This window comes from Agrobacterium sp. LEGMi-208b (genome assembly GCF_059511785.1).
This window is the reverse complement of record NZ_CM183446.1, coordinates 206395-229131: the sequence shown is the minus strand read 5'-3', so window position 1 is coordinate 229131 and position 22737 is coordinate 206395. Positions and strand designations below refer to the sequence as shown.

18 protein-coding genes are annotated in these 22737 nt (G+C 60.7%); 10 read left to right on the top strand and 8 right to left on the bottom strand.

Going from position 1 to position 22737, the window contains the following annotated elements; translation table 11 throughout:
* Positions 1-5 precede the first annotated feature (5 nt).
* Complete coding sequence (locus AC5YUO_RS15830; RefSeq protein WP_496155891.1) at positions 6-2324, bottom strand: EAL domain-containing protein; 2319 nt, start codon at positions 2322-2324, stop codon at positions 6-8.
* 344 nt (positions 2325-2668) lie between these two features.
* Here AC5YUO_RS15830 and AC5YUO_RS15825 point away from each other — a divergent pair, with 344 nt between their 5' ends.
* On the top strand, positions 2669-4027 hold the full coding sequence (locus AC5YUO_RS15825) for an amidase (RefSeq protein WP_496155890.1): 1359 nt from the start codon (positions 2669-2671) through the stop codon (positions 4025-4027).
* A 176-nt stretch (positions 4028-4203) separates the two neighbouring features.
* Here the strand turns inward: AC5YUO_RS15825 and AC5YUO_RS15820 are convergent, their stop codons facing one another.
* Genes AC5YUO_RS15820 through AC5YUO_RS15810 form a run of 3 tightly spaced genes read right to left on the bottom strand, consistent with a single transcriptional unit; the run spans position 4204 to position 7218 of the window.
* Positions 4204-4845 (bottom strand): ThuA domain-containing protein, encoded by a 642-nt coding sequence (locus tag AC5YUO_RS15820; protein WP_003523774.1) that lies wholly within the window; start codon positions 4843-4845, stop codon positions 4204-4206.
* A 17-nt stretch (positions 4846-4862) separates the two neighbouring features.
* Positions 4863-5963, bottom strand: coding sequence for a Gfo/Idh/MocA family protein (locus AC5YUO_RS15815; protein WP_496155889.1), 1101 nt, complete (start codon positions 5961-5963; stop codon positions 4863-4865).
* Between the two features lie 55 nt (positions 5964-6018).
* Positions 6019-7218, bottom strand: a complete 1200-nt coding sequence (locus AC5YUO_RS15810; RefSeq protein ID WP_271363742.1) for an ROK family transcriptional regulator — start codon at positions 7216-7218, stop codon at positions 6019-6021.
* A gap of 196 nt (positions 7219-7414) precedes the next feature.
* Here AC5YUO_RS15810 and AC5YUO_RS15805 point away from each other — a divergent pair, with 196 nt between their 5' ends.
* The 6 genes from AC5YUO_RS15805 to AC5YUO_RS15780 all read left to right on the top strand — a co-directional run bounded on the left by AC5YUO_RS15805 (position 7415) and on the right by AC5YUO_RS15780 (position 14121).
* On the top strand, positions 7415-8716 hold the full coding sequence (locus AC5YUO_RS15805) for an ABC transporter substrate-binding protein (RefSeq protein ID WP_142855804.1): 1302 nt from the start codon (positions 7415-7417) through the stop codon (positions 8714-8716).
* 72 nt (positions 8717-8788) lie between these two features.
* A complete protein-coding gene (locus AC5YUO_RS15800; protein WP_065117675.1) occupies positions 8789-9727 on the top strand; it encodes a carbohydrate ABC transporter permease in 939 nt (312 codons plus the stop codon).
* Positions 9720-10568: a carbohydrate ABC transporter permease gene (locus tag AC5YUO_RS15795; RefSeq protein ID WP_035220775.1), complete on the top strand. Its 849-nt coding sequence runs from the start codon at positions 9720-9722 to the stop codon at positions 10566-10568. Before AC5YUO_RS15800 ends, AC5YUO_RS15795 begins: the two co-directional genes overlap by 8 nt.
* 17 nt (positions 10569-10585) lie before the next feature.
* Positions 10586-11659 carry an ABC transporter ATP-binding protein gene (locus tag AC5YUO_RS15790; RefSeq protein ID WP_496155888.1) on the top strand — a complete coding sequence of 358 codons (1074 nt, stop codon included), beginning with the start codon at positions 10586-10588 and terminating at the stop codon, positions 11657-11659.
* 145 nt (positions 11660-11804) lie between these two features.
* Positions 11805-12857, top strand: coding sequence for a sugar phosphate isomerase/epimerase family protein (locus AC5YUO_RS15785; protein WP_496155887.1), 1053 nt, complete (start codon positions 11805-11807; stop codon positions 12855-12857).
* 76 nt (positions 12858-12933) lie between these two features.
* Positions 12934-14121: a Gfo/Idh/MocA family protein gene (locus AC5YUO_RS15780; protein ID WP_496155886.1), complete on the top strand. Its 1188-nt coding sequence runs from the start codon at positions 12934-12936 to the stop codon at positions 14119-14121.
* A gap of 258 nt (positions 14122-14379) precedes the next feature.
* On the opposite strand, the gene AC5YUO_RS15775 is transcribed toward AC5YUO_RS15780, so the two are convergent.
* The 3 genes from AC5YUO_RS15775 to AC5YUO_RS15765 all read right to left on the bottom strand — a co-directional run bounded on the left by AC5YUO_RS15775 (position 14380) and on the right by AC5YUO_RS15765 (position 16379).
* Positions 14380-14628, bottom strand: coding sequence for a hypothetical protein (locus tag AC5YUO_RS15775; protein WP_496155885.1), 249 nt, complete (start codon positions 14626-14628; stop codon positions 14380-14382).
* A gap of 118 nt (positions 14629-14746) precedes the next feature.
* A complete protein-coding gene (locus tag AC5YUO_RS15770; protein WP_496155884.1) occupies positions 14747-16018 on the bottom strand; it encodes a glycerate kinase type-2 family protein in 1272 nt (423 codons plus the stop codon).
* 4 nt (positions 16019-16022) lie between these two features.
* Positions 16023-16379, bottom strand: a complete 357-nt coding sequence (locus AC5YUO_RS15765) for a DUF1304 domain-containing protein (protein ID WP_496156564.1) — start codon at positions 16377-16379, stop codon at positions 16023-16025.
* Positions 16380-16593: 214 nt separating this feature from the next.
* On the opposite strand from AC5YUO_RS15765, the gene AC5YUO_RS15760 reads away from it, so the two are divergent.
* Genes AC5YUO_RS15760 through AC5YUO_RS15750 form a run of 3 tightly spaced genes read left to right on the top strand, consistent with a single transcriptional unit; the run spans position 16594 to position 22065 of the window.
* The gene (locus AC5YUO_RS15760) at positions 16594-17358 is read left to right on the top strand and encodes an ImuA family protein (protein WP_400812660.1); all 765 of its coding nucleotides are present in this window, start codon (positions 16594-16596) and stop codon (positions 17356-17358) included.
* A complete protein-coding gene (locus AC5YUO_RS15755) occupies positions 17273-18790 on the top strand; it encodes a Y-family DNA polymerase (protein WP_496155883.1) in 1518 nt (505 codons plus the stop codon). Before AC5YUO_RS15760 ends, AC5YUO_RS15755 begins: the two co-directional genes overlap by 86 nt.
* Positions 18787-22065, top strand: a complete 3279-nt coding sequence (locus AC5YUO_RS15750) for an error-prone DNA polymerase (protein ID WP_496155882.1) — start codon at positions 18787-18789, stop codon at positions 22063-22065. Before AC5YUO_RS15755 ends, AC5YUO_RS15750 begins: the two co-directional genes overlap by 4 nt.
* Before the next feature lie 12 nt (positions 22066-22077).
* On the opposite strand, the gene AC5YUO_RS15745 is transcribed toward AC5YUO_RS15750, so the two are convergent.
* The gene (locus AC5YUO_RS15745; RefSeq protein ID WP_496155881.1) at positions 22078-22716 is read right to left on the bottom strand and encodes a class I SAM-dependent methyltransferase; all 639 of its coding nucleotides are present in this window, start codon (positions 22714-22716) and stop codon (positions 22078-22080) included.
* Positions 22717-22737: the final 21 nt, after the last annotated feature.

The following is a 22737-nucleotide window of genomic DNA, read 5'->3' as shown; positions in this document are numbered from 1 at the left end:
GTTTCTCAAATCGCTTTTTGTGGTGGATGATAGGTGTCTCGTGCCGGCCGGCCGATATCGCTGAATTCATCCTTCGCAATCGGAGCGATGACGGCGCGGTTCTTGAGAATTCGGGCAAGCGGCGCGGGTTCGGCAAAATAATAGCCCTGCGCCTCGTCGCAGCCGGAAAGCTTGAGCGCTTCGACCTGCTCCCCGTTTTCAACGCCCTCGGCGGTGACCTTCAGGCCAATCTGTTCAGCCATGTCGATGACGGTGTTGACGATGGCGGAACACATGGGATTGGACGGCAGGCCGGAGACGAATTCCCGGTCGATCTTGATCTTGTCGAAAGCGACATGGGCGAGTGTGCTGAGCCCGGCGTAACCGGTGCCGAAATCATCAAGAGCGAGGCGAACGCCCCTTTCCTTCAGCAGTTTCAGCGCCCGGGCGCTGCTGTCGCGTTCCAGCATCACCGTTTCTGTCACTTCCAGTTCGAGCCGTTCCGCCGGGAAGCCGGATTTCTCAAGCGCCCGGTCGACAATCGGGAGGATGTCATCACTACAGAGCTGAACGGCAGACAGGTTGACGGCAAGCCTGATGTCCTTCGGCCAGTTCATTGCATCCATGCAGGCCTGTGCCAGAACCCACTCGCCCAAAGGCTTGATGAAGTTGTTTTCTTCGGCAAGCGCTATGAAGCGGTCCGGAGCGATGAGGCCAAGCTTGCTATGCCGCCAGCGGGCCAGCGCTTCATAAGCGACGATGCGACCGCTCTGCAGATTGACGACCGGCTGGTAGTGCAGCTCGAATTCCTGGTTTTCGAGCGCGGATTTCATGTCTATTTCCAGCGCGTGCTTGTGCTGCGCCGCCATGTCCATGCCCGGCTCATAGAAGACGAAATAGCCGCAGCCCATGGATTTCGCCCGGTAAAGGCCGAGATCTGCATGTTGCAGAAGCTGCGTTGCGGATGTGCCGTGACCCGGTGCGCAGGCGATCCCGATGCTGGTATCGATGCTGATGTCGCTGCCTTCGAGGCTGAAACTGCGCGAGACGGCATGCACCACCCGCGCGGCCAGCATCGCCGCATCGCTCTCGAAGTCACCGTTTGTCGATTGTATGATCGCGAACTCGTCGCCGCCGAGACGGCTCACCATGTCGTTTTCACCAAGCACAGCGGAAATCCGTGAGGCCACCGCCACTAGCAGGGCATCGCCAGCCGCGTGCCCCAGCGTGTCGTTGACGGCCTTGAAGCGGTCGAGATCGAGCAGCATGACATTGAATGGTTCGCCCGACGCGGAAAGCTGTTCCAGCCGGTTTTCCAGCGTCTTCATCAGCAGCACGCGGTTTGGAAGCCCGGTCAGCGCATCGTGATGGGCCATATGTTCAAGCTGCTGCGCCATATCGCGTATCTGCCGCAGGCGTCCGCGTTCCAGAACCGCCTCGCGCAACGTTTCGATCGCGGTGGCCATATCGCCGATCTCGTCCCGCCGCTCCTGAAACGGCGTGGCGACATCCGTCTCCTCGCGGGCGATCCGAAGCGTCGCCTGCACCAGCGCCGGGACCGGTTTCAGGAAATGCCGGGCAATGACGGTCACAAGCACGCCGGTAACGGTCAAGACCACGATCAGCGCGGCGAGCGAGTTATAGATGAGCTTGCGCTGCGCGCCATAAAGCGCGTCCGAGCCGCCGATGCTGACGGCGACTGCGCCGATGGGTTTTTTCGTTTCCGTGCTGATGATCGGCAGCAGGCCGATATAATGGCTGGATTCGCCGATGGTCGCAAAACCGGTGGAAAAACGCGCGGCGACCGCATCCCGGGAAAAGATGGGATCGGTGGCGAGCGGCTTTTCATCGTCATCGGTGGCATTGTCGAAAGCCGCCGCGATCTGCCGGAAGCCGGAATCGGCCGCGTCATAACGGAAAAGCCAGACAGCATTTTTGGTCTGCGCGCCGATAAGCGCGAGAACGTCGCTGGGGTTGAAGCCGGTGACGAGAATGGATTCGTCGTCGCCGATGGGTTTGTCGGTCATTATGCCGTTGACCTGCCCGTCGGCATCGGCGGTGACGCTGACATAGGTATAGATGCTGCGAAGCGTGGCGCTGGCGATCTGCGAATTAACGCGGGCCTGGTTGAGCCATTGTTCGCTTGCGGCGGCGACGAACATATACCAGCCGACAAGCGCGCCGATGCTGTAAGAAAAGATCACGCCGCCGAGGAATATCAGGGTTATCTTGCTGGCAAGCGAACGCCGTCGCGAAAACCGGCCTGTTTCCGGCTGCGTTGGTGAGCGAAGCGTGTAGCCCGGTTCAACCTGTCTATCTGTCCCGCGATAGGCAGTCTCTTCCATTCGCGATAGTCCCCCGCGATGTCGCGTTATAATTGTTTTATGGAATTTTATAGGGCATGCATTTCAATGCTGTCTGCTAAATAATTCAACAAAGTTTAGATGCGATTAAGAATTAATCCGTCTTTTTATAGTCGTAGCTTATATAAGAGATGGCGTTCCTGCACCTCAGGTTGAAAAAAATCGGAGGTTGGAGGTGAACCGTCAAGGATAAATTCCAAAATTCTGCGATCTCCGCCATGCTTCCTGATCCGGCATGCCGGTCATCGGTAGTGCGGCGATTGGCCTTGCCAACTGGCCGATAAACGGCATGTTGTGCGCAACATGCCGTTTTCAGGGAAGATATCATGGCTCATAAAGGCAAAAATATCGCGCAGCTTTCTGTTCTTCTCCAGAGCGGCCATCTCGATCCGCGTGCCCTGGCGGAAGAGGCGCTGGATGCGGTCGGCGGAGGGGACGATCAGGCCATTTTTATCGAGTTGACGGCGGAGCGGGCCATGTCGGAGGCGGAAGCCGCGGCAAAACGCATTGGCGAGGGCCGTTCCTATGGTGTGCTCGATGGCATTCCGGTGGCCTGGAAGGACCTTTTTGATCTTGAGGGCATGGCGACCACCGCCGGATCGACCGTGCTTGCGGATGATGCACCTGCATCTCGCGACGCGGATGTGGTGACGGCGCTGAAACAGGCGGGCATGATCTGCATCGGCCGCACCAATATGAGCGAATTTGCCTTTTCCGGTCTCGGCATCAATCCGCATTACGGCACGCCCCGCAATCCTGCTTCTACGGATGGTCACCGTCTGCCGGGCGGCTCTTCGTCCGGCGCGGGCGTTACTGTCGCTGCCGGTCTGGTGCCGGTGGCGATCGGCACCGATACCGGCGGATCGGTGCGTATTCCCGCTGCCTTCAACGGCGTGGTGGGCTACAAGGCAAGCCGCGGCCGTTATTCGATGCGCGGCGTTTATCCCCTGGCAAAAAGCCTCGATTCGCTCGGGCCGCTTACCCGCACCGTACAGGATGCCGTCTGGGTGGATGCCGCCATGCGTGGCAAGGCGGCTGCCGATCTCGCGCGCGCGCCTCTTTCCGGTCTGTCGCTGGTGGTGCCGGAGACGGTATTTTTCGATGGCATCGAGGATGGTGTTGCAGCCGCTTTCGAGCAGGCGGTGGAACGTCTCGTCCGCGCCGGCGCCTCGGTGCGGCGGCAGGCGTTCCCGGTCTTTTCGGAACTGTTCGACCTTATCAGGGAAAAGGGTGCGCTGGTGACGGCGGAAGCCTTCGCCCTGCACAAGACCCGGCTGGAAAGTGCCGACGCCGCCCGCATGGATCCGCGCGTGGTGGCCAGAGCAGGGCTCGGAGCGAATATTTCCATGCCTGACTATATCGCCATCCTCGAAGCGCGCGAACGCATGACGGCCGCGTTTTCCGGCATGATTGGCAGGCAAGAGCTGCTGGTATCGCCGACATTACCGCATGTGGCGGCCAAGGTCGCACCGCTTCTCGATGATGACGATGCCTTTTTCGCCATGAATGCGAAGACCCTGCGCAACACCCAGATCGGCAATTTTTTCGATCTCTGCGGCGTGTCGATCCCCTGCGGAACGGGCGAGGCAGGAATGCCGGTCGGCCTGCTGCTTTCCGGCCTGCATGGGACGGATGATCACCTGCTGGGTGTGGCGATGGCTGCGGAAGAGATTGTTCGGGGCTAAAAGAGGGCTTTGGCTCACCCTGCTAGTTTGTGAACCTCTCCTCCGTCACCCTCGGGCTCGTCCCGAGGATCTGCCGCCGGTCGATTTTGCGATAGGTGACTGGGTCCTCGGGTCAAGCCCGAGGATGACGTCGAGTGGGTGGCTGGCCTTCGGTAAGGGTCGCCGCTCCGAAAACCTTACCGAGCCGCCCAGTTGGCGCCACGGCGGAACATGGTTTTCATTTGCGGCACGGAAAATTCCTTGGCCTGATGGCCGAGCGCCGAATAGAAAACCCGGCCCTTGCCGTATTTGCGTTTCCACACCACCGGCATCACTACGCCGTCAATCCACCAGGCATGGTCGCCGGTGAATTTTGTCGTCGCCAGCACCTCGTTGGAGGGGTCGACATGCATGTAATATTGCTCCGACGTGTAGGGGAAATCGGAAATTCCCTCCATCAGCGGGTCATCGGGGCGGGTGATGTTGACGTGATAGTCGATGATGTTGCCGGGATGGGCGACCCACTGGCCGCCGATCATGAACTGGTATTCGACGCATTCGCGGAAACTGTCGCCCGCGCCGCCATGGAAACCGGCAATGCCGACGCCGTTTTCGACGGCGGCCGTGAGGTTCTTGATCTCTTCCTTCTCGATCTTCGACATGGTGACGATGGGCACGACGAGGCTGAGATCATGTACCGAAGGATCGGCGAAGGCCTCGGTTGAATGCTCCACATAGACCTTGAAACCGTCCTCCTCCAGCATGTCCTTGACGATGGTGGCGCATTCCTGCGGCTCGTGGCCGCTCCAGCCGCCCCAGACGATGAGTGCTTCGCGCATTTATTTTCTCCTCCGGATTATTTGCCGAGCTGGCCGTCGACCAGCGATGTTTCAAGCGGAGCAGGGCGCTCTGCCTTGGTGGTGATGGAAATGGTGGTGCCGCTGTCGGATGCCGTCTGGAAGGCTTCCATGACCTCCAGGACATGCAGGGCCAGATCGCCATTGGCGCGGTGCGGGCGGTTCTCGCGGATCGCATGGGCCATGTCGGCGACGCCGATGGAACGGTAATTGCCGTCGGCATAGGGTGACGACAGCGCCTGCGGCTCGAACTGGCCGCCCTTTTTCAGCAATTGCACCTCACCGCCGAAATAGTTGGGATCTGGCACGATCAGCGTGCCTTCCGTGCCGTAGAGTTCCAGCGGCACATGTTTGTGGCCCGCCACATCGAAGCTCATGCCCACCTGCACCACGGCGCCATTCTGGAACGCCAGCACGCCGGAGACATGGGTGGCAACATGAACGGGGATTTTTTCGCCGTTCTTCGGTTCGCTGGTGATGAGGCGTTCATTGCGCGGCGCGATGGCGAAACCCGCAACCTTGGCGACCGGGCCGAACAGATTGACGAGATCGGTGATGTAATACGGGCCCATATCCAGCATCGGCCCGCCGCCAACCTCGTAATAAAAGGCCGGATTGGGGTGCCAGCGCTCATGGCCGGGGCACATGAATGTGGCGGTGCCGCCAACGGGCTGGCCCAGCACACCCTCGTCGATCAGCCGGCGCGCGGTCTGGTGTCCGCCGCCGAGAAAGGTATCCGGAGCCGAGCCGATGCGCAGGCCCTTCGCCTTTGCCGCATCCGCAAGCCGCTTGCCCTCGGCGAAATTGATGCCGAGCGGTTTTTCGGAATAGGTGTGTTTGCCGGCGTCCAGTGCGCGCAGCCCCACCTCCACATGCGCCTTGGGGATCGTCAGGTTGACGATGATCTCCACGGAAGGATCGGCGAGAAGCGCGTCAATGCTTTTTGCCTGAAGGCCGAATTCCTCGGCGCGGGCTTTCGCGACCTCCTCGTTCATATCCGCAAGACCGCGAATGTCGAGAATGGGAAACGATGCCATGGCCTTGAGATAGGCGCTGGAGATGGTGCCGCAGCCGATGATGCCGATACCGACCCTGTTCATGTGATTTCCTCCCGTAAATCAGAAATGCTTATAGCCTGCCGCTCTGTCCTGATGGCTAAAGTGCCGGCCCCGTGGTGTTCCATGGCGATTCGTAAAGCTCGTAGAGGGCGACGGCCGCCGCGCCCTGCGCCCATAATTCATCGCTCGCTATGTCGAAAACCAGCTCCGCGACGCCGGCCAGCGAAGGCGGCACGGCGGCGTTGTAGCTGTCGCGGATGCTGGTGATGAAGGGTTCGCCCAGTTCCAGGCTGGAGCCGGTGATGATGACCCGTGGCGGTGCAAACAGCGTGACGATATTGGCAAGTGTCAGGCCCAGCGCCGCGCCGGCGCGCAGGGCTGCCGCAATGAGATCGTGATCTTCAGCCGCAATCAGCGCATGGGCATGCTGCATGCCGCGACCGAGCCGGATCGCCTCTGCGAAACGCCCATCCACCGGGCGTGAGCCCAAAATGGCATTTTCGCCGGCCTGACTCGCCAGCCGCACTGTGCCTTCATTGGCAAGACCGATGACGAGGTCGCCGAGATTGTGGCTGAGGCCGCCAGCACCGCGAAACAGCTGGTTCTGGTGCAAAACGCCAAGCCCAAGCGTCTGTTCAAGCGAAATCAGCACCATGTCTTCCAGATCGCGCGCATGGCCGAACCAGTGGTGGGCAAGGGTAATGGCGTGAGCGTCGCTTTCGATGATGGTCGGCGAGCTAAGACGCGCCGTCATTTCCTCGGCGAAATTGACGTTCACTTCGCGCAAAATCGGGCTGCTGCGGATTTTCCCGGTGCGATGCTCGATGACGCCGGGAAGGCCGAGACAGACCATGTCGACATCTTCCAGCGACAGGCCGGCATCAACCACGCAGCGGCGAACCCCATCCTCCACCAGATCGGCGATGACGCCAATCGGCTGGCGGTCGACACGGATCGGCAGGGCGAGGGTGGAAAGCACATTACCGCAGAAATCGGTGACAACGAAAACCATGCGGCTTGCGGCGATCTTGGCGCCCACCACGCGGGCGGCATCCGGGTTCAGCTCCAGCATCACCCGCGGCCTGCCGCGTGCGCCTTCGGTGCGGATATCACCGAGATGACGTGTCAGTATAAGCCCGTCATCAAGCAGCGAGGCGGTAATCGCCGAAACGGTGGTGGTGGAAAGTTGCGTTCTTTCGCTGATTTCCACCCGCGAGATCGGCCCGTGGCGGCGGATGCTGTCCAGCACGCTTAGCCTGTTGATCGCGCGCATCAATTCTGGGTCTGCGGTCTTCATGGTGTCCTGCTGCGATCAATGCCGGTTCGAGAACCGATTTATGTCGGGTTGCGGATTAAATAACGGTCTAGGGGAGGGGTGTGTCAAGCGGTTCGCGCAAAAAATCGGCATAGCGCCTTGACATTGCGCGAGGGCTAATGTGAATTAATCCGCATTGGGGAATAAATGAGGAAATCCCCGAGGGAGGATCACCATCATGACGATTTGGCACGCAGGCGCAAGCCTGAGCGGCAGGCTGACAGGCTTTGCCACAACGACAAGCATCGCTCTCATGCTCGGCACCGCCAGCGCCTCGGCCGCGACGGTGGTTAAATGGATGCATGTGGAACTGGACCCGAAAGCCGTGGCCGTCTGGGAGGAGATTGCCAAGGATTTCGAGACCAAGCACCCCGATGTGGATGTGCAGTTGCAATTCCTGGAAAACGAAGCCTTCAAGGCGAAGTTGCCGACTTTGCTGCAATCCAATGACGTTCCGGATTTTTTCTATAGCTGGGGCGGCGGCGTTCTTGAGGAACAGTCCAAAACCGGTGCGCTGAAGGATCTGACCGAGGTTTTCGACGCCGATGGCGGCAAGCTGCGGCAGGCCTATAATGCTTCGGCGATCGACGGACTGTCTTTCGATGGCAAGGTCTGGGCCGTACCTTACAAGGTCAGCCTCGTCAGCTTCTTTTATAACAAGGAGCTGTTTGCCAAGGCCGGCGTGAAGGCGGAAGACATCAAGAGCTGGGACGATCTCGGCACCACGGTCAAAAAGATCAAGGAAGCCGGCATCGTGCCGATTGCCGGTGGCGGCGGTGAAAAATGGCCGATCCATTTCTACTGGAGCTACCTCGTCATGCGCAATGGCGGGCAGGCCGTGTTCGATGCCGCCCGCAAGGGCGAAGGCGAAGGTTTCATGGATCCGGCCATCATCAAGGCCGGCGAGCAGCTGGCCGAATTCGGCAAGCTGGAACCCTTCCAGCCCGGTTATCTCGGCTCCACCTGGCCGCAGGCGCTCGGCGTCTTCGGTGACGGCAAGGCGGCGATGATCCTTGGTTTTGACAATACCGAAGCCAACCAGCGCAAGAATGCCGGTGATGGCAAAGGACTAGCCGCCGACAATATTGGCCGCTTCGCATTCCCCGCTGTCGAAGGCGGTGCCGGTAAGGCCACCGATACGCTGGGCGGCCTGAATGGCTGGGCAGTCACGAAAAACGCTTCCAAGGAAGCCATCGATTTCGCGACATTCCTGACCAGCAAGGAAAGTGAAGAGAAGATGGCGGCAGCCGGCATGATCCTGCCCGTTGCGACGGGTGCTGACGGTGCGGTGAAAAACCCGCTGCTGGCGGATTCGGCCAAGCAGCTTGCCGGCTCCACCTGGCACCAGAACTTCTTCGACCAGACGCTGGGCGCTGCCGTCGGCCGCGTCGTTAATGATGTCTCCGTTGAGATCGTCTCCGGCCAGATGAGCGCGGAAGAGGGCGCCAAGCAAATTCAGGATGCTTTCGAGCTTCGCTGATTGTCACCTGCATTGCGGCCGCCGCGCTAAAACGCGGCGCCGCGATATCTGCATAAAAGAAAGCGGATAGAGATGACGGATATTTCCATGACTTCTGCGTCCATACCGGCGCGCGGCGCGGCAAAGGCGAAGCGCAAGCAAAGTTCGGTTGCGCATGACCGGGCGCTGACCCTTCTGGTGTTTCTGCCGCCGGCACTGCTGCTCTTTACCCTGTTCGTCATCCTGCCCATGGGCGAGGCGGCGTGGTACAGCCTTTATCGCTGGAACGGCTATGGCACGCCGACGGATTTCGTGGGCTTAAGGAATTTTCAGGTCCTGTTTGGCAATGCCGCCTTCTCGCAGGCTCTGCTGAATAACGGCCTCATCATCCTGATTTCCATTCTGATCCAGATTCCACTGGCCATCTGGCTCGCCACGATGCTGGCGCACCGCATTCCGGGCGTCGTCGCCTTCCGGCTGGTGTTCTTTCTGCCCTATGTGCTGGCGGATGTGGCCGCGGGTCTGATCTGGCGTTTCGTTTATGACGGCGATTATGGCCTCTTCGCCGCCATTTCCAATTTCTTCGGCTTTGCCAACCCTTACGTGCTGGCCGACAAGGATGTGGCGATCTATGCCGTGCTCGGCGTCATCGTCTGGAAATATTTCGGTTTCCACATGATGCTGTTCATCGCCGGCCTTCAGTCCGTCGACAAGAACGTGCTGGAAGCCGCTGAAATCGATGGCGCTTCCGGCTGGCAGAAGTTCCGTTATGTCACCTTGCCGATGCTCGGCTCCACCGTTCGTCTTTCCGTTTTCTTCGCGGTTATCGGCTCATTGCAGCTGTTCGACATGATCATGCCGCTCACCGGCGGCGGTCCGTCCAACTCCACGCAGACCATGGTCACGTTCCTCTACACTTACGGCGTCATGCGCATGCAGGTGGGGCTTGGCAGTGCGGTCGGCGTCGTTCTTTTCGTCATCTGCGTGACGCTCGCCTTCGGTTACAAAAGGATTTTCATGCGCCATGACTGACACATCCACCTCCGTCCGCATGCCGCTGCAAACCAAGCTTTATCTTTATATATCGCTAAGCCTGATCGCGGCTATCGTACTCATCCCGTTGCTCACCACCGCACTTGGCGGCTTCAAGACGCTGGGAGACCTGCGCGTCAACCCGTTCGGCATTCCGGCGGAATGGCAATGGGCCAATTACGGCGATATTCTCTTCGGCAAACGTTACTGGCTGCAGATATTCAATTCGCTGGTCATCGCGCTCCTAACGGTGTTCCTGACGCTCACCGTTTCGGCCATGGCGGCCTTCACCTTCGCGCATGTGAAGTTCTTCGGCTCGTCCTTCCTGCTCAATTATTTCCTGCTGGGGCTGATGTTCCCGGCGGCCACCGCCATCCTGCCGCTGTTCATCCGCATCCGTGATCTCGGCCTGCTCGACACCTATTGGGGTGTGGTGCTGCCGCAGGTGGCCTTCGGGCTTGGCATGAGCATTCTCCTGTTCCGCAACTATTTCCGCAATCTGCCGGAGGAACTGTTTCAGGCCGCCTTCGTGGATGGCTGCGGGTATCTGCGCTTCTTCTGGCACATTTCCCTGCCGCTTTCGCGACCCATCGTCGCCACGGTCGGCATCGTTTCCTTCGTTGGCAGCTGGAACAGCTACATCCTGCCGCTGATCATGCTGAATTCGGAATCGAAATATCCCTGGCCGCTCGGCATCATGGTTTATCGTGGCGAATTCGGTACCGAGTGGCAGCTGGTGCTCGCCTTCATCACGCTGACGATCCTGCCGACCGTCATCGTCTTCTTCCTCGCGCAGAAACACATCATCGCGGGCCTGACGGCCGGTGCCGTCAAATCGTGACCTGAAAGGAGCAAAACATGGCTTCCGTCGAACTTAAGGATATCGCCAAGTCCTATGCCTCGCTCGATGTCATCCACGGCATCTCGCTTGATATAGCGGATGGTGAATTCATCGCGCTGGTCGGCCCTTCCGGTTGCGGCAAGTCCACACTTTTGCGCATGATCGCCGGGCTGGAGGAAATCACCGGCGGGGATATTCTCATCGGCGACAGGGTGGTCAACGGCATGACACCGCGCGAACGCAACATCGCCATGGTCTTCCAGTCCTATGCGCTTTATCCGCATATGACGGTGGCCGAAAATATGGGCTTCAACCTGAAGCTCGCCGGCCAGCCGAAAAACGTCATCGAGGAACGTGTGGCGGAAGCCGCCCGCATGCTCGATCTCGGCAAGCTTCTGGATCGTAAGCCCTCGCAGCTCTCCGGTGGCCAGCGCCAGCGCGTCGCCATGGGCCGCGCCGTGGTGCGTAACCCGGCGGTCTTCCTGTTTGATGAGCCGCTCTCCAATCTGGACGCCAAGCTGCGCGTGCAGATGCGCAGCGAAATCAAAGCGCTGCATCAGAAAGTTGGCACGACGTCCATCTATGTCACCCATGATCAGATCGAGGCCATGACGCTGGCGGACCGGGTGGTGGTGCTTAATCACGGCCGCATCGAACAGCAGGGCACGCCGCTGGAACTTTACAAGACGCCCGCCAATCTCTTCGTTGCCGCCTTCATCGGCTCACCGGCCATGAACCTAATCGAAGGTGTGGTCGATGGCGAGGGCGATCAGCCCGCCGCCCGGCTGAAGGACGGCACCGCGATCCGCATTGCCGCGACACGCAGGGTCAAGCGCGGCCAGCCGGTGACGATCGGGCTTCGCCCCGAACACATCGGTTCGACCATTGGCGGCGATATCTCGCTTTCCGGCCGCACCGTACTGGTGGAACCAACCGGTGCGCAGACCCATGTGGTCTTTGAACTGGCGGGTGATCAGGTGACGGCCGTGGTGGATGGCGAGCAGCTGGTGAAGGTCAACGCACCCTTTGCCGCCACCGTGCATCACGAGCGCGTACATGTGTTCGACAGGGCCAGCGGGCTGGCGCTTTAAACCTATTTCGCTTTTTTAGTGAAATAGCGAAATTCTCTCGCCCCTCCGCTTTTGGGGCTTGTCTGAAAATTACGAGCGGTTAGCTTGGCGCTGGGAGTCAAAGCGGTTTTACCGCTCAACTGTATCGATACAGGGAGGTTATTTTATGAGAACGATCAAGGGACCGGGTCTTTTTCTCGGCCAGTTTGCCGGTGATGCTGCCCCCTTCAACAGCTGGGATGGCATTACCAAATGGGCAGCGGAAAAGGGTTATGCTGGCGTGCAGGTGCCGACATGGGCCGGGCAGCTGATCGATCTCAAAAAAGCGGCGGAATCGAAGGATTATTGCGATGAGTTCGCCGGCGTGGCGCGCCAGAACGGTGTGGAAGTAACCGAACTTTCCACCCATCTGCAGGGCCAGCTGGTTGCCGTTCACCCCGCTTATGACGAGGCCTTCGATGGCTTTGCAGCGCCTGAAGTGCGCGGCAACCCCAAGGCCCGGCAACAATGGGCCGTCGAGCAGGTGAAGCTTGCGCTGAAAGCCTCGAAAAACCTCGGCATCAAGGCGCATGCCACATTCTCCGGTGCGCTTGCCTGGCCGTTCGTTTATCCGTGGCCGCAGCGTCCGGCCGGGCTGGTGGAAGCCGCCTTTGACGAGCTGGCAAAACGCTGGACGCCGATCCTTGATTATGCCGATGAGCAGGGCGTCGACGTTTGCTACGAGATCCATCCGGGCGAAGATCTGCATGACGGCGTGACCTTCGAGATGTTCCTGGGGCGGGTGAAGAACCACAAGCGCGCCAACATGCTCTACGATCCGTCGCATTACGTGCTGCAATGCCTCGATTATCTCGACAATATCGACATCTACAAAGACCGTATCAAGATGTTCCACGTCAAGGATGCGGAGTTCAACCCGACCGGCCGGCAGGGCGTTTACGGCGGCTATCAGGGCTGGGTGGAGCGCGCCGGTCGCTTCCGTTCGCTGGGCGACGGGCAGGTGGATTTCGGTGCCGTCTTCTCGAAAATGGCGGCCAATGATTTCGACGGCTGGGCCGTGGTCGAATGGGAATGCGCGCTGAAACACCCTGAAGACGGTGCCCGCGAAGGGGCGGAATTCGTCAAGGCGCATATCATCCGCGTCACGGAAAAGGCCTTTGACGATTTCGCATCTGCTGGCACCGACGATGCGGCCAACCGCCGTATGCTTGGGCTTTGAGGAATTGCAGCAAAGCGCGCCGCAGTTTTGTGGCGCCTTTTGCGTGAAAGATGAATGAACTGATGAGGGAGAGATCATGACAATCGAAGGCAAGGCAAACGAAACCGCGGCAAAGCGTATCCGGCTCGGCATGGTGGGTGGCGGTTCGGGTGCATTCATCGGCGGTGTTCACCGCATGGCTGCGCGGCTCGACAATCGCTTCGATCTCGTGGCGGGTGCCCTGTCCTCCACGCCGGAAAAGTCCCTCGCTTCCGGCCGCGAACTGGGGCTCGATGCCGAGCGCTGCTACGGCTCCTTCGAGGAAATGGCCGAGAAGGAAGCCCTTCGTTCAGACGGTATCGAGGCGGTGGCGATCGTCACGCCCAACCATGTGCATTATCCCGCTGCAAAGGCCTTTCTGGAGCGTGGCATCCATGTCATCTGCGACAAACCGCTGACCTCCAATCTGGAGGACGCGAAGAAGCTGAAGGACGTGGCTGACAAGGCCGATGCGCTGTTCATCCTGACGCATAATTACACCGGTTATCCGATGGTGCGGCATGCGCGCGAGCTGGTGGAAGCCGGCGAACTCGGCACGATCCGTCTGGTGCAGATGGAATATCCGCAGGACTGGCTGACGGAAGCGGTGGAACAGACCGGCGCGAAACAGGCGGTCTGGCGCACCGATCCGGCCCAATCCGGCGTTGGCGGCTCCACCGGCGATATCGGCACCCATGCCTATAATCTCGGCTGCTTCATTTCCGGTCTGGAGGCCGACGAGCTGGCGGCGGATGTGCACACCTTCGTTGAAGGCCGCCGTCTGGATGACAATGCCCATGTGATGTTGCGCTTCAAGCCGAAGGACGGCAAGCGGGCGGCAAAGGGCCTGCTCTGGTGCAGCCAGGTTGCGGTGGGCCACGAAAACGGGCTGAAGGTGCGTGTTTTCGGCGATAAGGCTGGCCTTGAGTGGACGCAGGCCGATCCCAACTATCTGTGGTTCACGAAGCTTGGCCAGCCCAAGCAGTTGATCACCCGCGGCGGCGCCGGGGCAGGGGCTGCGGCAGCACGCGTCACCCGCATCCCGTCCGGCCACCCGGAAGGTTATCTCGAAGCCTTCGCCACCATCTATACCGAGGCCGCACATGCCATCGAGGCGCGCCGCACCGGTTCGGCGCTCGACAAGGCGGTGATTTACCCGACCGTGGACGACGGGGTTAAAGGTGTCGCTTTCGTCACTGCCTGCATCGAGTCCGGCAAGAAGAATGGCGGCTGGGTGAAGCTGTAAGGGGTCTTTCTTCTCCCCGGCGGGGAGAAGGTGGCCCGAAGGGTCGGATGAGGGGGCAACGTTAGCGATAGACCGCACCCTTGCCCCCTCATCCCGCTGCCGCGACCTTCTCCCCCTTGGGGGAAGACGCAAGCGGCATCCGCTCGCCTCTTTTGTCATCGCTCAGTTCTGCTTGGGATGGATTGCAGTCGACAGCTGGCGGCTGCGGCATAAGCCTCCGCGCTTCGGAGCCCGGTCTGCCGCCGCCTGACGGCGACATCAATTCACGCGTGTCGACTGCGGCTGCATCCGCTCTGTCACCGGACAACCATCCCCGATCTTGGTCCATGACGAAACATTGAGTTTCATCTCGCAGCGCGCGAGGTAAGAAACGCCGTCGACCCTCAGACAGGATGTCTGGCCGAGTTCGAACATGGTGCCTCGATTTCGGCATTTGCAATTATGGGCATCCGCCAAAGCGGGGCTAAGGGCCACTATCAGGCCGGGTACGAGCACTCCAAGACGCATGGCTGAGGCTCCCAAGGATATGCCGCTAATTTATACCTGTCCGGCGGCATAGTCAAAACGGCCTCTGCCTGGTGATACCCGCGACCGGACGGGAGAGCCGGCTCGAACGCTTGCGCTTTCACCCGATCAAGATCGCCCTGATATCATTGACATTCGTCAGGGTCGGTCCGGTCACGACAAGATCGCCCGCCGCCTTGAAGGCGCTATAGCTGTCGTGATTCACCAGCGACTGGCGCGGATCGACACCGGCGGCGCGCATGCGGGTAAGCGTATCCGGCGTCACCACGGCACCCGCCGCATCCTCGACGCCGTCTATGCCGTCGCTGTCACCGGCAATCGCCCAGATGTCATCCGCACCCTTCAGCGTCAGCGCGAGGCTCAACAGGAACTCCGTATTGCGGCCGCCCTTGCCGGCCGGTCCCTTGCCGATCGTGACCGTGGTTTCGCCGCCGGAAAGCAGCACGGCCGGGCCTTTGACCGGCAGGCCCTTGCGGCTGGCGGAGGATGCAATGCCGGCCATGACGGCACCGACATCCCTGGATTCGCCTTCGAGGGAATCCCCGAGGATGAGCGGCGTAAGGCCGAGCTTCACGGCCTCATCCGCCGCCGCCTGCAGCGCAAGCGAGGGCGCGGCGATCATCCTGACATCCTCTTCGATATCACCGGTCTTCGGGGTCTCCTCGCCTTTTTCCAGCACCCTGCGCACGGTTTCGGGAAGATCGAGCGCATAGCGCGAGACGATTTCCCGCACGGTCGCGATATCACTCGGATCGGCAACCGTCGGCCCGGAGGCGATTTCGGAGGGATCGTCACCCGGAACGTCGGAAATCAGCAGCGAGACCACCTTCGCCGGTTTGGCGGCCAGCGCCAGCCGTCCGCCCTTGATGCGGGAGAGGTGTTTGCGCACGGCGTTCATTTCGGAAATCGTCGCGCCGCTCGCCAGAAGGGCACGATTGACGGCCATCTTGTCGGCAAGCGTCATGCCTTCGGCTGGCGCCACCATCAGCGCCGAACCGCCGCCGGAAATCAGCGCGATCACCATATCGTCGGCGGTGAGCCCTTCGACTGCGGCGAGAATGCGTTTGGCCGCTTCCGCACTTTTGTCGTCGGGTACGGGATGCGAGGCCTCGATGATCTCGATATGGGAGGTTGGGACCGCATGGCCATAACGCGTCACCACCACACCCGAGAGATCGACATGCGGCCATGCCGCTTCCAGCGCTGCGGCCATGGCGGCCGAGGCCTTGCCCGCACCGACCACTACACAGCGACCCTTGGGCGGGGAGGGGAGATGTTGTTGCAGCACCTTCGCCGGATCGGCGCTTGCGACTGCCGCCATGAATATCCGGTTGAGGGCGTCTTTGGCGCGGCTGTCGTTCCATGCGGTCATCGGTTCAGACTCCAATCCAGAGCGCGCCAAGCGCCAAAAGGGCGGGCAGCGCCTGAATGAACAGGATCTTCATGGTATTGGCGGTAACGGCGCCGAAAATACCGGCCACCAGTACACAGGTTAGGAAAAACACCTTGAAGCTCAGCCCTTCATCGCCCTGTGTGAGCCCATAGATCAGCCCGGCCGCCAAAAACCCGTTATAAAGCCCCTGATTGGCGGCGAGCACCTTCGTCTGCCGGGCAAAATCCGCTGAAAGACCGAACGCCTTGCGGCCGGCCGGCTTTTCCCACAGCAGCATTTCCAGAATGACGATGTAGATATGGATGGCCGCAACCACGGCAATCAGAATACAGGCGATCATCGGCAGGTTCCTCCAAACCATGATGCCCCCGCCGCGGTTTTTACGGCGAACGGACAATTCAGTTTTAACGGCGAGGCGAAAGGCTGCAAGGCCAGAATCTCCTCTTCCCGTGCAAACTGTTGAAGAGCGGCAGCTCGTTGCTTGACTCTTGGTCGAAATAGGAACAAAACAAGAACAATAAAGATGAATAACCGGAATTGAAACCTGTCATGCCATGCAAAAGCGCGCGGACCAGTTGCTCGTTGTCGAAGAGCTGCGTGAAAGGCTGGAAAGGATCGGGAACGGCCCTGAGCGGCTGCACGAGACCTTGCCTTTCGGCGTGGATGCCATCGACCATCACCTGCCGGGAGGCGGGCTGAAGCTCGGTTGCCTGCATGAGCTGAGCGGCGGCGGCAATGGTGCTGCCGATGGCGCGGCGGCAGCGCTGTTTGCGGCCGGTGTGGCAGCAAGGCTTTCCGGCAAGGTTTTATGGTGCGTCACCCGGCGGGACCTGTTCATGCCGGGCCTGACGCAGGCCGGCCTGTCGCAGAACCGGCTCATCATCGTTGAATGCCGCGATGAGAAAGGCGTGCTCGACTGTTTTGAGGAGGGACTGCGCTGCAACGGTTTCGGTGCGGTGATGGGTGAAGTGGCGAAGTTGCCGATGACCGCCTCGCGGCGGCTGCAGCTGGCGGCGGAAACCTCCGGTGTTACCGGCATCGCCATCCGCCGCTTCCGGCGTCCGGCCGATGCCGCACTGTTCGGCGAACCGACGGCGGCGGTCACCCGCTGGCGTATCTCCGTGCGGCCTTCATCACCCCTGCCGGTGCCGGGGGTGGGCAGGCCGCGCTGGTTGCTTGAGCTTTTGCGATGTCGCGGCGGCGAAAGCGCCGAATTTGAAGTGGAAGCCTGTGATGCAAAGGGTCGTCTCGCTCTACCTGCCGACATGGCCGACGGATCGTTTCCGGCGTCTTTCGGGAGAGAACGCGCCACCGGTTGAAAAGCCGCTGGTCATGATCGGCCGTCAGGGCAGCCGCCGGCTGGTGCTGGCGCTCGACAAGGCGGCAAAGGCGGCGGGTATTCGCCCCGGCACGCCGGTCAGCAAGGCGCAGGCGCTGGTGCCGGGTCTTCTTGTCGAAAATCTGGATGCGGCGGCCGATGCCCGCGCCCTGCAGCAGCTGGCCTTTCATTTCCTGCGCATCTATGCCCCCATCGTCGCCGCTGACTTACCCGACGGGCTGGTGCTGGACACGGCGGGTGCGGACCATCTTCACGGCAATGAGGCGCTGATGCTGAGCGGCATGGTCAACCGCCTTCATGCCGCAGGCTTTAGCGCCCGCGCCGCCATTGCCGATAGCTGGGGGGCGGCCCATGCGCTGGCACGTTTCGGCCGCGATGAGATCGGCATCGTACCGCCGGGTGGCCAGAAAGCGGCGATCAGCGGCTTGCCGCTTGCTGCGCTGAGACTGGAAGAGCGTATCGTTTCTGGGCTGAAGGTGCTCGGTTTCCGCAGCATCGGCGAGCTTGCCGAGGCCCCGCGCGCGCCGCTGACCCTGCGTTTCGGCCCCGAACTTGTCCGTCGTCTTTCCCAGGCTTTCGGTGAGATCGGCGAACCCATCGAACCCGTGCGGGTGGCCGAACTGGTGGAGGTGCGGCGCGCCTTTCCCGAACCCATCGCGGCGGCGGAGACGATTGCCCGTTATACACAGAAGCTGGTTGTCGGCCTTTGTGCCGCGTTGGAAAAGCGCGGCCTCGGCGCCCGCCGGGTCGATCTGGTGCTGCACCGGGTGGATAGCGGCCTGCAGGCCATAAGGGCCGGCACCTCCAGGCCGGTGCGCGACGTCAAACAGCTTGTCCGGCTTCTGACCGACCGGATCGACACCATCGACCCCGGTTTCGGCATCGAGATGATGGTGCTGACCGCCACCCATGCCGAGCCGCTTGTCGCCGCGCAGGCCCGTTCTTCGTTGCTGGAGGAGGAACGTGCGGAAATCGCCGATACGGTCGATGTCATCCTCAATCGCGGCCACCGGGTCTACCGTTATGCGGCGGTGGCAAGCGACGTGCCGGAACGCTCCATTGCCCCCGTTGCGGCGCTTGCGCCTGAGGATACGCTCGGCTGGCCCGGCCACTGGCCGCGTCCGGTCCGGCTTTTTGCAAGGCCGGAACCCATCGAGACGCTGGCGCTGCTGCCGGACCACCCGCCACGTTATTTCCTCTGGAAGGGCGTGCGCCACAATGTGCGCCGGGCAGACGGGCCGGAACGGGTGTTTGGAGAATGGTGGAAACGCGACCGGGAAAAGGCCGCCGTACGCGATTATTTCACGGTGGAAAATGAAAGCGGCGAACGTTTCTGGATTTTCCGTTCCGGTGATGGCGAACATGCCGAAACGGGCTCGCAGGGCTGGTTCATCCATGGGGTTTTCGCATGAGCACGCCCCTTTATGCCGAACTGCAGGTGACCACGCATTTTTCCTTCCTGCGCGGGGCAAGCTCCTGCGAGGAGCTTTTCGAACAGGCCAAAATTCTCGGCATCGAGGCGCTGGGCATCACCGACCGCAACAGTCTTGCGGGCATTCCCCGTGCTTATGAGGCCGCCAATAATCATGGCATCCGCCTCGTCATCGGCTGCCGGCTCGATCTGGACGACGATCTTTCCGTGCTTGTTTATCCCATGGATCGGCCGGCCTACGGGCGGCTTTGCCGGCTGCTTTCCGTCGGCAAGAAAAGGGGCGGCAAGGGCAAATGCCGGCTGGCATGGGACGATCTCGTCACCTATGGCGAAGGCCTGATCGTGGTGTTGCTCGCCGATCTGGCCGACGATCTCTGCGCGCTTCGCCTGCGGCGGCTCAAAACCGCTTTTGCGGATCGCGCCTATATGGCGCTGAGCCTCAGAAGGCGTCCCAACGACCAGATGCGGCTTTTCGAGCTCTCGGTTATGGCCGAAGCGGCCGGTGTGCCGACCGTGGTGACCAATGACGTGCTGTTTCATGTGCCGGAGCGGCGCATGCTGCAGGATGTCGTCACCTGCATAAGGCACAATTGCACCATCGACGAGGCTGGTTTCCGCCGCGAGCGCCACGCCGACCGCTATATGAAGCCGCCGGAAGAGATGCACCGGCTGTTTGCCCGTTATCCCGAAGCGCTCTCCCGCAGCCTCGAAATTGCGAAACGCTGCAAATTTTCGCTGAAGGAACTGGTCTATCAATATCCTGAGGAGCGCACGCTGCCGGGGCTGACGGCGCAGCAGGCTTTGGAAAAGCTGGTCTGGGAGGCGGTGCCGGTTCGTTATCCGGATGGTTTGCCGGAAAAGGTGGAGAAGGCGCTGCATCATGAACTGGCGGTTGTCGGCCGGCTGGAATATGCGCCCTATTTTCTGACGGTGAATGCCATTGTCCGTCATGCGCGCTCAAAAGATATTCTATGTCAGGGGCGTGGTTCGGCGGCCAATTCGGTTATCTGTTTTGTGCTTGGTATTACCGCCATCGATCCTGCCCTTTTCAGCAATCTCGTCTTCGAACGTTTCGTTTCCGAGAACCGGGGAGAACCGCCGGATATTGACGTGGATTTTGAACACCAGCGGCGTGAAGAGGTCATTCAGTGGGTCTATGATACCTACGGCCGTGACAAGGCCGCACTCTGCTCCGTCGTTACCCGTTATCGCGGGCGTGGGGCGCTCCGCGATGTCGGCAAGGTTCTGGGCCTGCCGGAAGACCTGACCAAGCTTCTGTCTTCGCAGGTCTGGCGCTGGAGCGAGGGGGTGGGCGAAAAGCAGGTGAAGGAACTGAACCTCAATATGGAGGATCGCCGCCTGAAACTTGCCTTCGAACTGGCCAACCAGCTTGTGGGCACACCGCGCCATCACAGCCAGCATCCAGGCGGCTTTGTTCTGACCCATGACCGGCTGGACGAACTGGTGCCGATCGAACCCGCCGCCATGGATGATCGCCAGATCATCGAATGGGACAAGGACGATATCGATGTCGTGAAGTTCATGAAGATGGATTGCCTGGCGCTTGGCATGCTTTCCTGCATGAAGCGCGGCTTCGACATGCTGGAGGCACGCACGGGCGAGAAATACGATCTCGCCGCCATGCCGCCGGATGACGGGCCTACCTACGCCATGATCCAGAAGGCCGATACGCTTGGCACGTTCCAGATTGAAAGCCGGGCGCAGATGTCGATGCTGCCGCGCCTGAGGCCGAAGGAGTTTTACGACCTCGTCATTCAGGTTGCCATCGTTCGCCCCGGCCCCATTCAGGGTGATATGGTGCATCCCTATCTACGCCGCCGGCAGGGAAAGGAGCCGGTCCTTTTTCCGAAAAAAGAACTTGAAAGCGTCTTGGGAAAGACGATGGGTGTTCCGCTGTTTCAGGAGCAGGCGATGCGGATCGCCATGGATTGCGCCGGTTTCACCGCAGATGAGGCTGACCAGTTGCGCAGGGCCATGGCGACTTTCAAGAATGTCGGCACCATTTCCAAATTCAGGGAAAAACTGGTCACGGGCATGGTCGCGCGCGGTTATGACAAGGAATTCGCCGAACGCATCTTCAAGCAGCTGGAAGGCTTTGGCAGTTACGGTTTTCCCGAAAGCCACGCGGCCTCCTTCGCGCTGATTGCCTATGCCTCCTCATGGCTGAAGTGCCATCATCCCGATATTTTCTGTACGGCGCTTCTCAATTCGCAACCCATGGGGTTTTACGCCCCGGCGCAGATCGTGCGCGATGCGCGCGATCATGGCGTGGAGGTACGTCCGGTCTGCGTCAATAACAGCCGCTTTGATTGCACGCTGGAACCTACGGGCGAGAAGGATGTCAATGGCAAAGAACGCTATGCCGTGCGGCTGGGCATGCGTCTGATGAAGGGGTTATCCAACGATCACGCCGCAAAAATCGTTGCCGGCCGGCAGGATCGGCCTTTCGTTTCTGTCGATGACCTCTGGCGAAGGGCGGGCGTTCCCGCCGCCGCACTGGTGTGTCTCGCCGAAGCCGATGCCTTTTTACCGTCGCTTTCGCTTTCCAGACGCGAGGCGCTCTGGGCCATCAAGGCCCTGCGGGATGAGCCGCTGCCGCTTTTTGCTGCCGCCGCCAGCCGGGAAAACGCCGTGGTGGACGAGCTTCAGGAACCCTCCGTTGCGCTCAGGCCCATGACTGACGGTGGCGAGGTAGTACAGGATTACGGCCATGTGGGGCTGACGCTGCGGGAACACCCGATGTGCTTCCTGCGGCGCGATCTTTCCCGCCGCCGTATCGTCACCTGCGCGGAGGCGGTGCGTGCCCGCGATGGCACATGGCTGGAAACGGCGGGGCTGGTGCTGGTGCGCCAGCGCCCCGGCTCGGCAAAGGGTGTGATCTTCATGACACTGGAGGACGAGACGGGCATTGCCAATGCGGTGCTGTGGGTCAAGACCTTCGAAAAATACCGGCGCGTGGTGCTGTCCGCCGGCATGGTCGGCATTTACGGCAAGATCCAGCGGGAAGGCGAGGTGGTGCATCTGGTCGCCCACCGGCTGACCGACCTGTCGGAGGCGTTGGCCAGCGTGGGCGAGCGCAACCACGCCTTTCCTCTGCCGCACGGGCGGGGTGATGAGTTTCACCACGGCATTCCGCCGGAGGATCACCGCGCGACCAGGAAACATCCGCCGCCTGCCGCCCATGGTGAGGACGAAGTGGAGCGGATAAAGGTCATTTCCCGCAATTTTCACTGAAGGCGGCGCAGCTCACCTTTTTCGCGCCACGATGTAAGGGCGATGGTCATTGCCCCTTGTCGCGTGGATTTCCGTGGCCAGAATGTCGAAACCTCCGGCGTTTATATGCCGGCCAAGCTCGACCGCGTTGAACACGCCGGCATAGGGCGCCATGCCGATTGCGCGCATGGCCGGCAGGACAAGGCGGATAAGGACGTTCATTTCCCCGACACAAGGGGTTTTGGTGATGAACAGCCCCCGTGGGGCAAGCAGGGAATGAATGCGCTTCACTGTGCCGGGCAGGTCACGAACCAGATGAAGATAGTTGAAGCCCAGAACGGCGTTAAACTGCGCGGGGCCGGGCACAAGCGTTTCCACCGTCGCAGTGCTGAAAACGAGGTTGGCAAGAGAGCCGGCGGTGTGTTTTCTTTCCTCGGCAATTGCGATCATGTCGGTGGAAATATCCGTCGCAAGATAGTCTTTGACACTGTCCGCCAACCGGATCGCCGTTGTTCCGGTGCCGCAACCCAGTTCCAATACCCTGTCATTTCCTCTCAGCAGCGTGCGGGTTCGCTCCAGCGTGCGCTCATATCCGGCCTCATCCGCAATTTTGCCCCTGGCATATTTCCGGGCAGTCCGGTTCCAGAAACGGGCGTCGTCGGCAATGCTCATGGTGGATGTTCCCCGAACGGC

Excerpts from the sequence above, each read along its gene's own strand:
- AC5YUO_RS15830 (WP_496155891.1), bottom strand. The coding sequence starts at position 2,324 with ATGGAAGAGACTGCCTATCGCGGGACAGATAGACAGGTTGAACCGGGC.
- AC5YUO_RS15825 (WP_496155890.1), top strand. The coding sequence starts at position 2,669 with ATGGCTCATAAAGGCAAAAATATCGCGCAGCTTTCTGTTCTTCTCCAG.
- AC5YUO_RS15820 (WP_003523774.1), bottom strand. The coding sequence starts at position 4,845 with ATGCGCGAAGCACTCATCGTCTGGGGCGGCTGGAGCGGCCACGAGCCG.
- AC5YUO_RS15815 (WP_496155889.1), bottom strand. The coding sequence starts at position 5,963 with ATGAACAGGGTCGGTATCGGCATCATCGGCTGCGGCACCATCTCCAGC.
- AC5YUO_RS15810 (WP_271363742.1), bottom strand. The coding sequence starts at position 7,218 with ATGAAGACCGCAGACCCAGAATTGATGCGCGCGATCAACAGGCTAAGC.
- AC5YUO_RS15805 (WP_142855804.1), top strand. The coding sequence starts at position 7,415 with ATGACGATTTGGCACGCAGGCGCAAGCCTGAGCGGCAGGCTGACAGGC.
- AC5YUO_RS15800 (WP_065117675.1), top strand. The coding sequence starts at position 8,789 with ATGACGGATATTTCCATGACTTCTGCGTCCATACCGGCGCGCGGCGCG.
- AC5YUO_RS15795 (WP_035220775.1), top strand. The coding sequence starts at position 9,720 with ATGACTGACACATCCACCTCCGTCCGCATGCCGCTGCAAACCAAGCTT.
- AC5YUO_RS15790 (WP_496155888.1), top strand. The coding sequence starts at position 10,586 with ATGGCTTCCGTCGAACTTAAGGATATCGCCAAGTCCTATGCCTCGCTC.
- AC5YUO_RS15785 (WP_496155887.1), top strand. The coding sequence starts at position 11,805 with ATGAGAACGATCAAGGGACCGGGTCTTTTTCTCGGCCAGTTTGCCGGT.
- AC5YUO_RS15780 (WP_496155886.1), top strand. The coding sequence starts at position 12,934 with ATGACAATCGAAGGCAAGGCAAACGAAACCGCGGCAAAGCGTATCCGG.
- AC5YUO_RS15775 (WP_496155885.1), bottom strand. The coding sequence starts at position 14,628 with ATGCGTCTTGGAGTGCTCGTACCCGGCCTGATAGTGGCCCTTAGCCCC.
- AC5YUO_RS15770 (WP_496155884.1), bottom strand. The coding sequence starts at position 16,018 with ATGACCGCATGGAACGACAGCCGCGCCAAAGACGCCCTCAACCGGATA.
- AC5YUO_RS15765 (WP_496156564.1), bottom strand. The coding sequence starts at position 16,379 with ATGATCGCCTGTATTCTGATTGCCGTGGTTGCGGCCATCCATATCTAC.
- AC5YUO_RS15760 (WP_400812660.1), top strand. The coding sequence starts at position 16,594 with ATGCAAAAGCGCGCGGACCAGTTGCTCGTTGTCGAAGAGCTGCGTGAA.
- AC5YUO_RS15755 (WP_496155883.1), top strand. The coding sequence starts at position 17,273 with ATGCAAAGGGTCGTCTCGCTCTACCTGCCGACATGGCCGACGGATCGT.
- AC5YUO_RS15750 (WP_496155882.1), top strand. The coding sequence starts at position 18,787 with ATGAGCACGCCCCTTTATGCCGAACTGCAGGTGACCACGCATTTTTCC.
- AC5YUO_RS15745 (WP_496155881.1), bottom strand. The coding sequence starts at position 22,716 with ATGAGCATTGCCGACGACGCCCGTTTCTGGAACCGGACTGCCCGGAAA.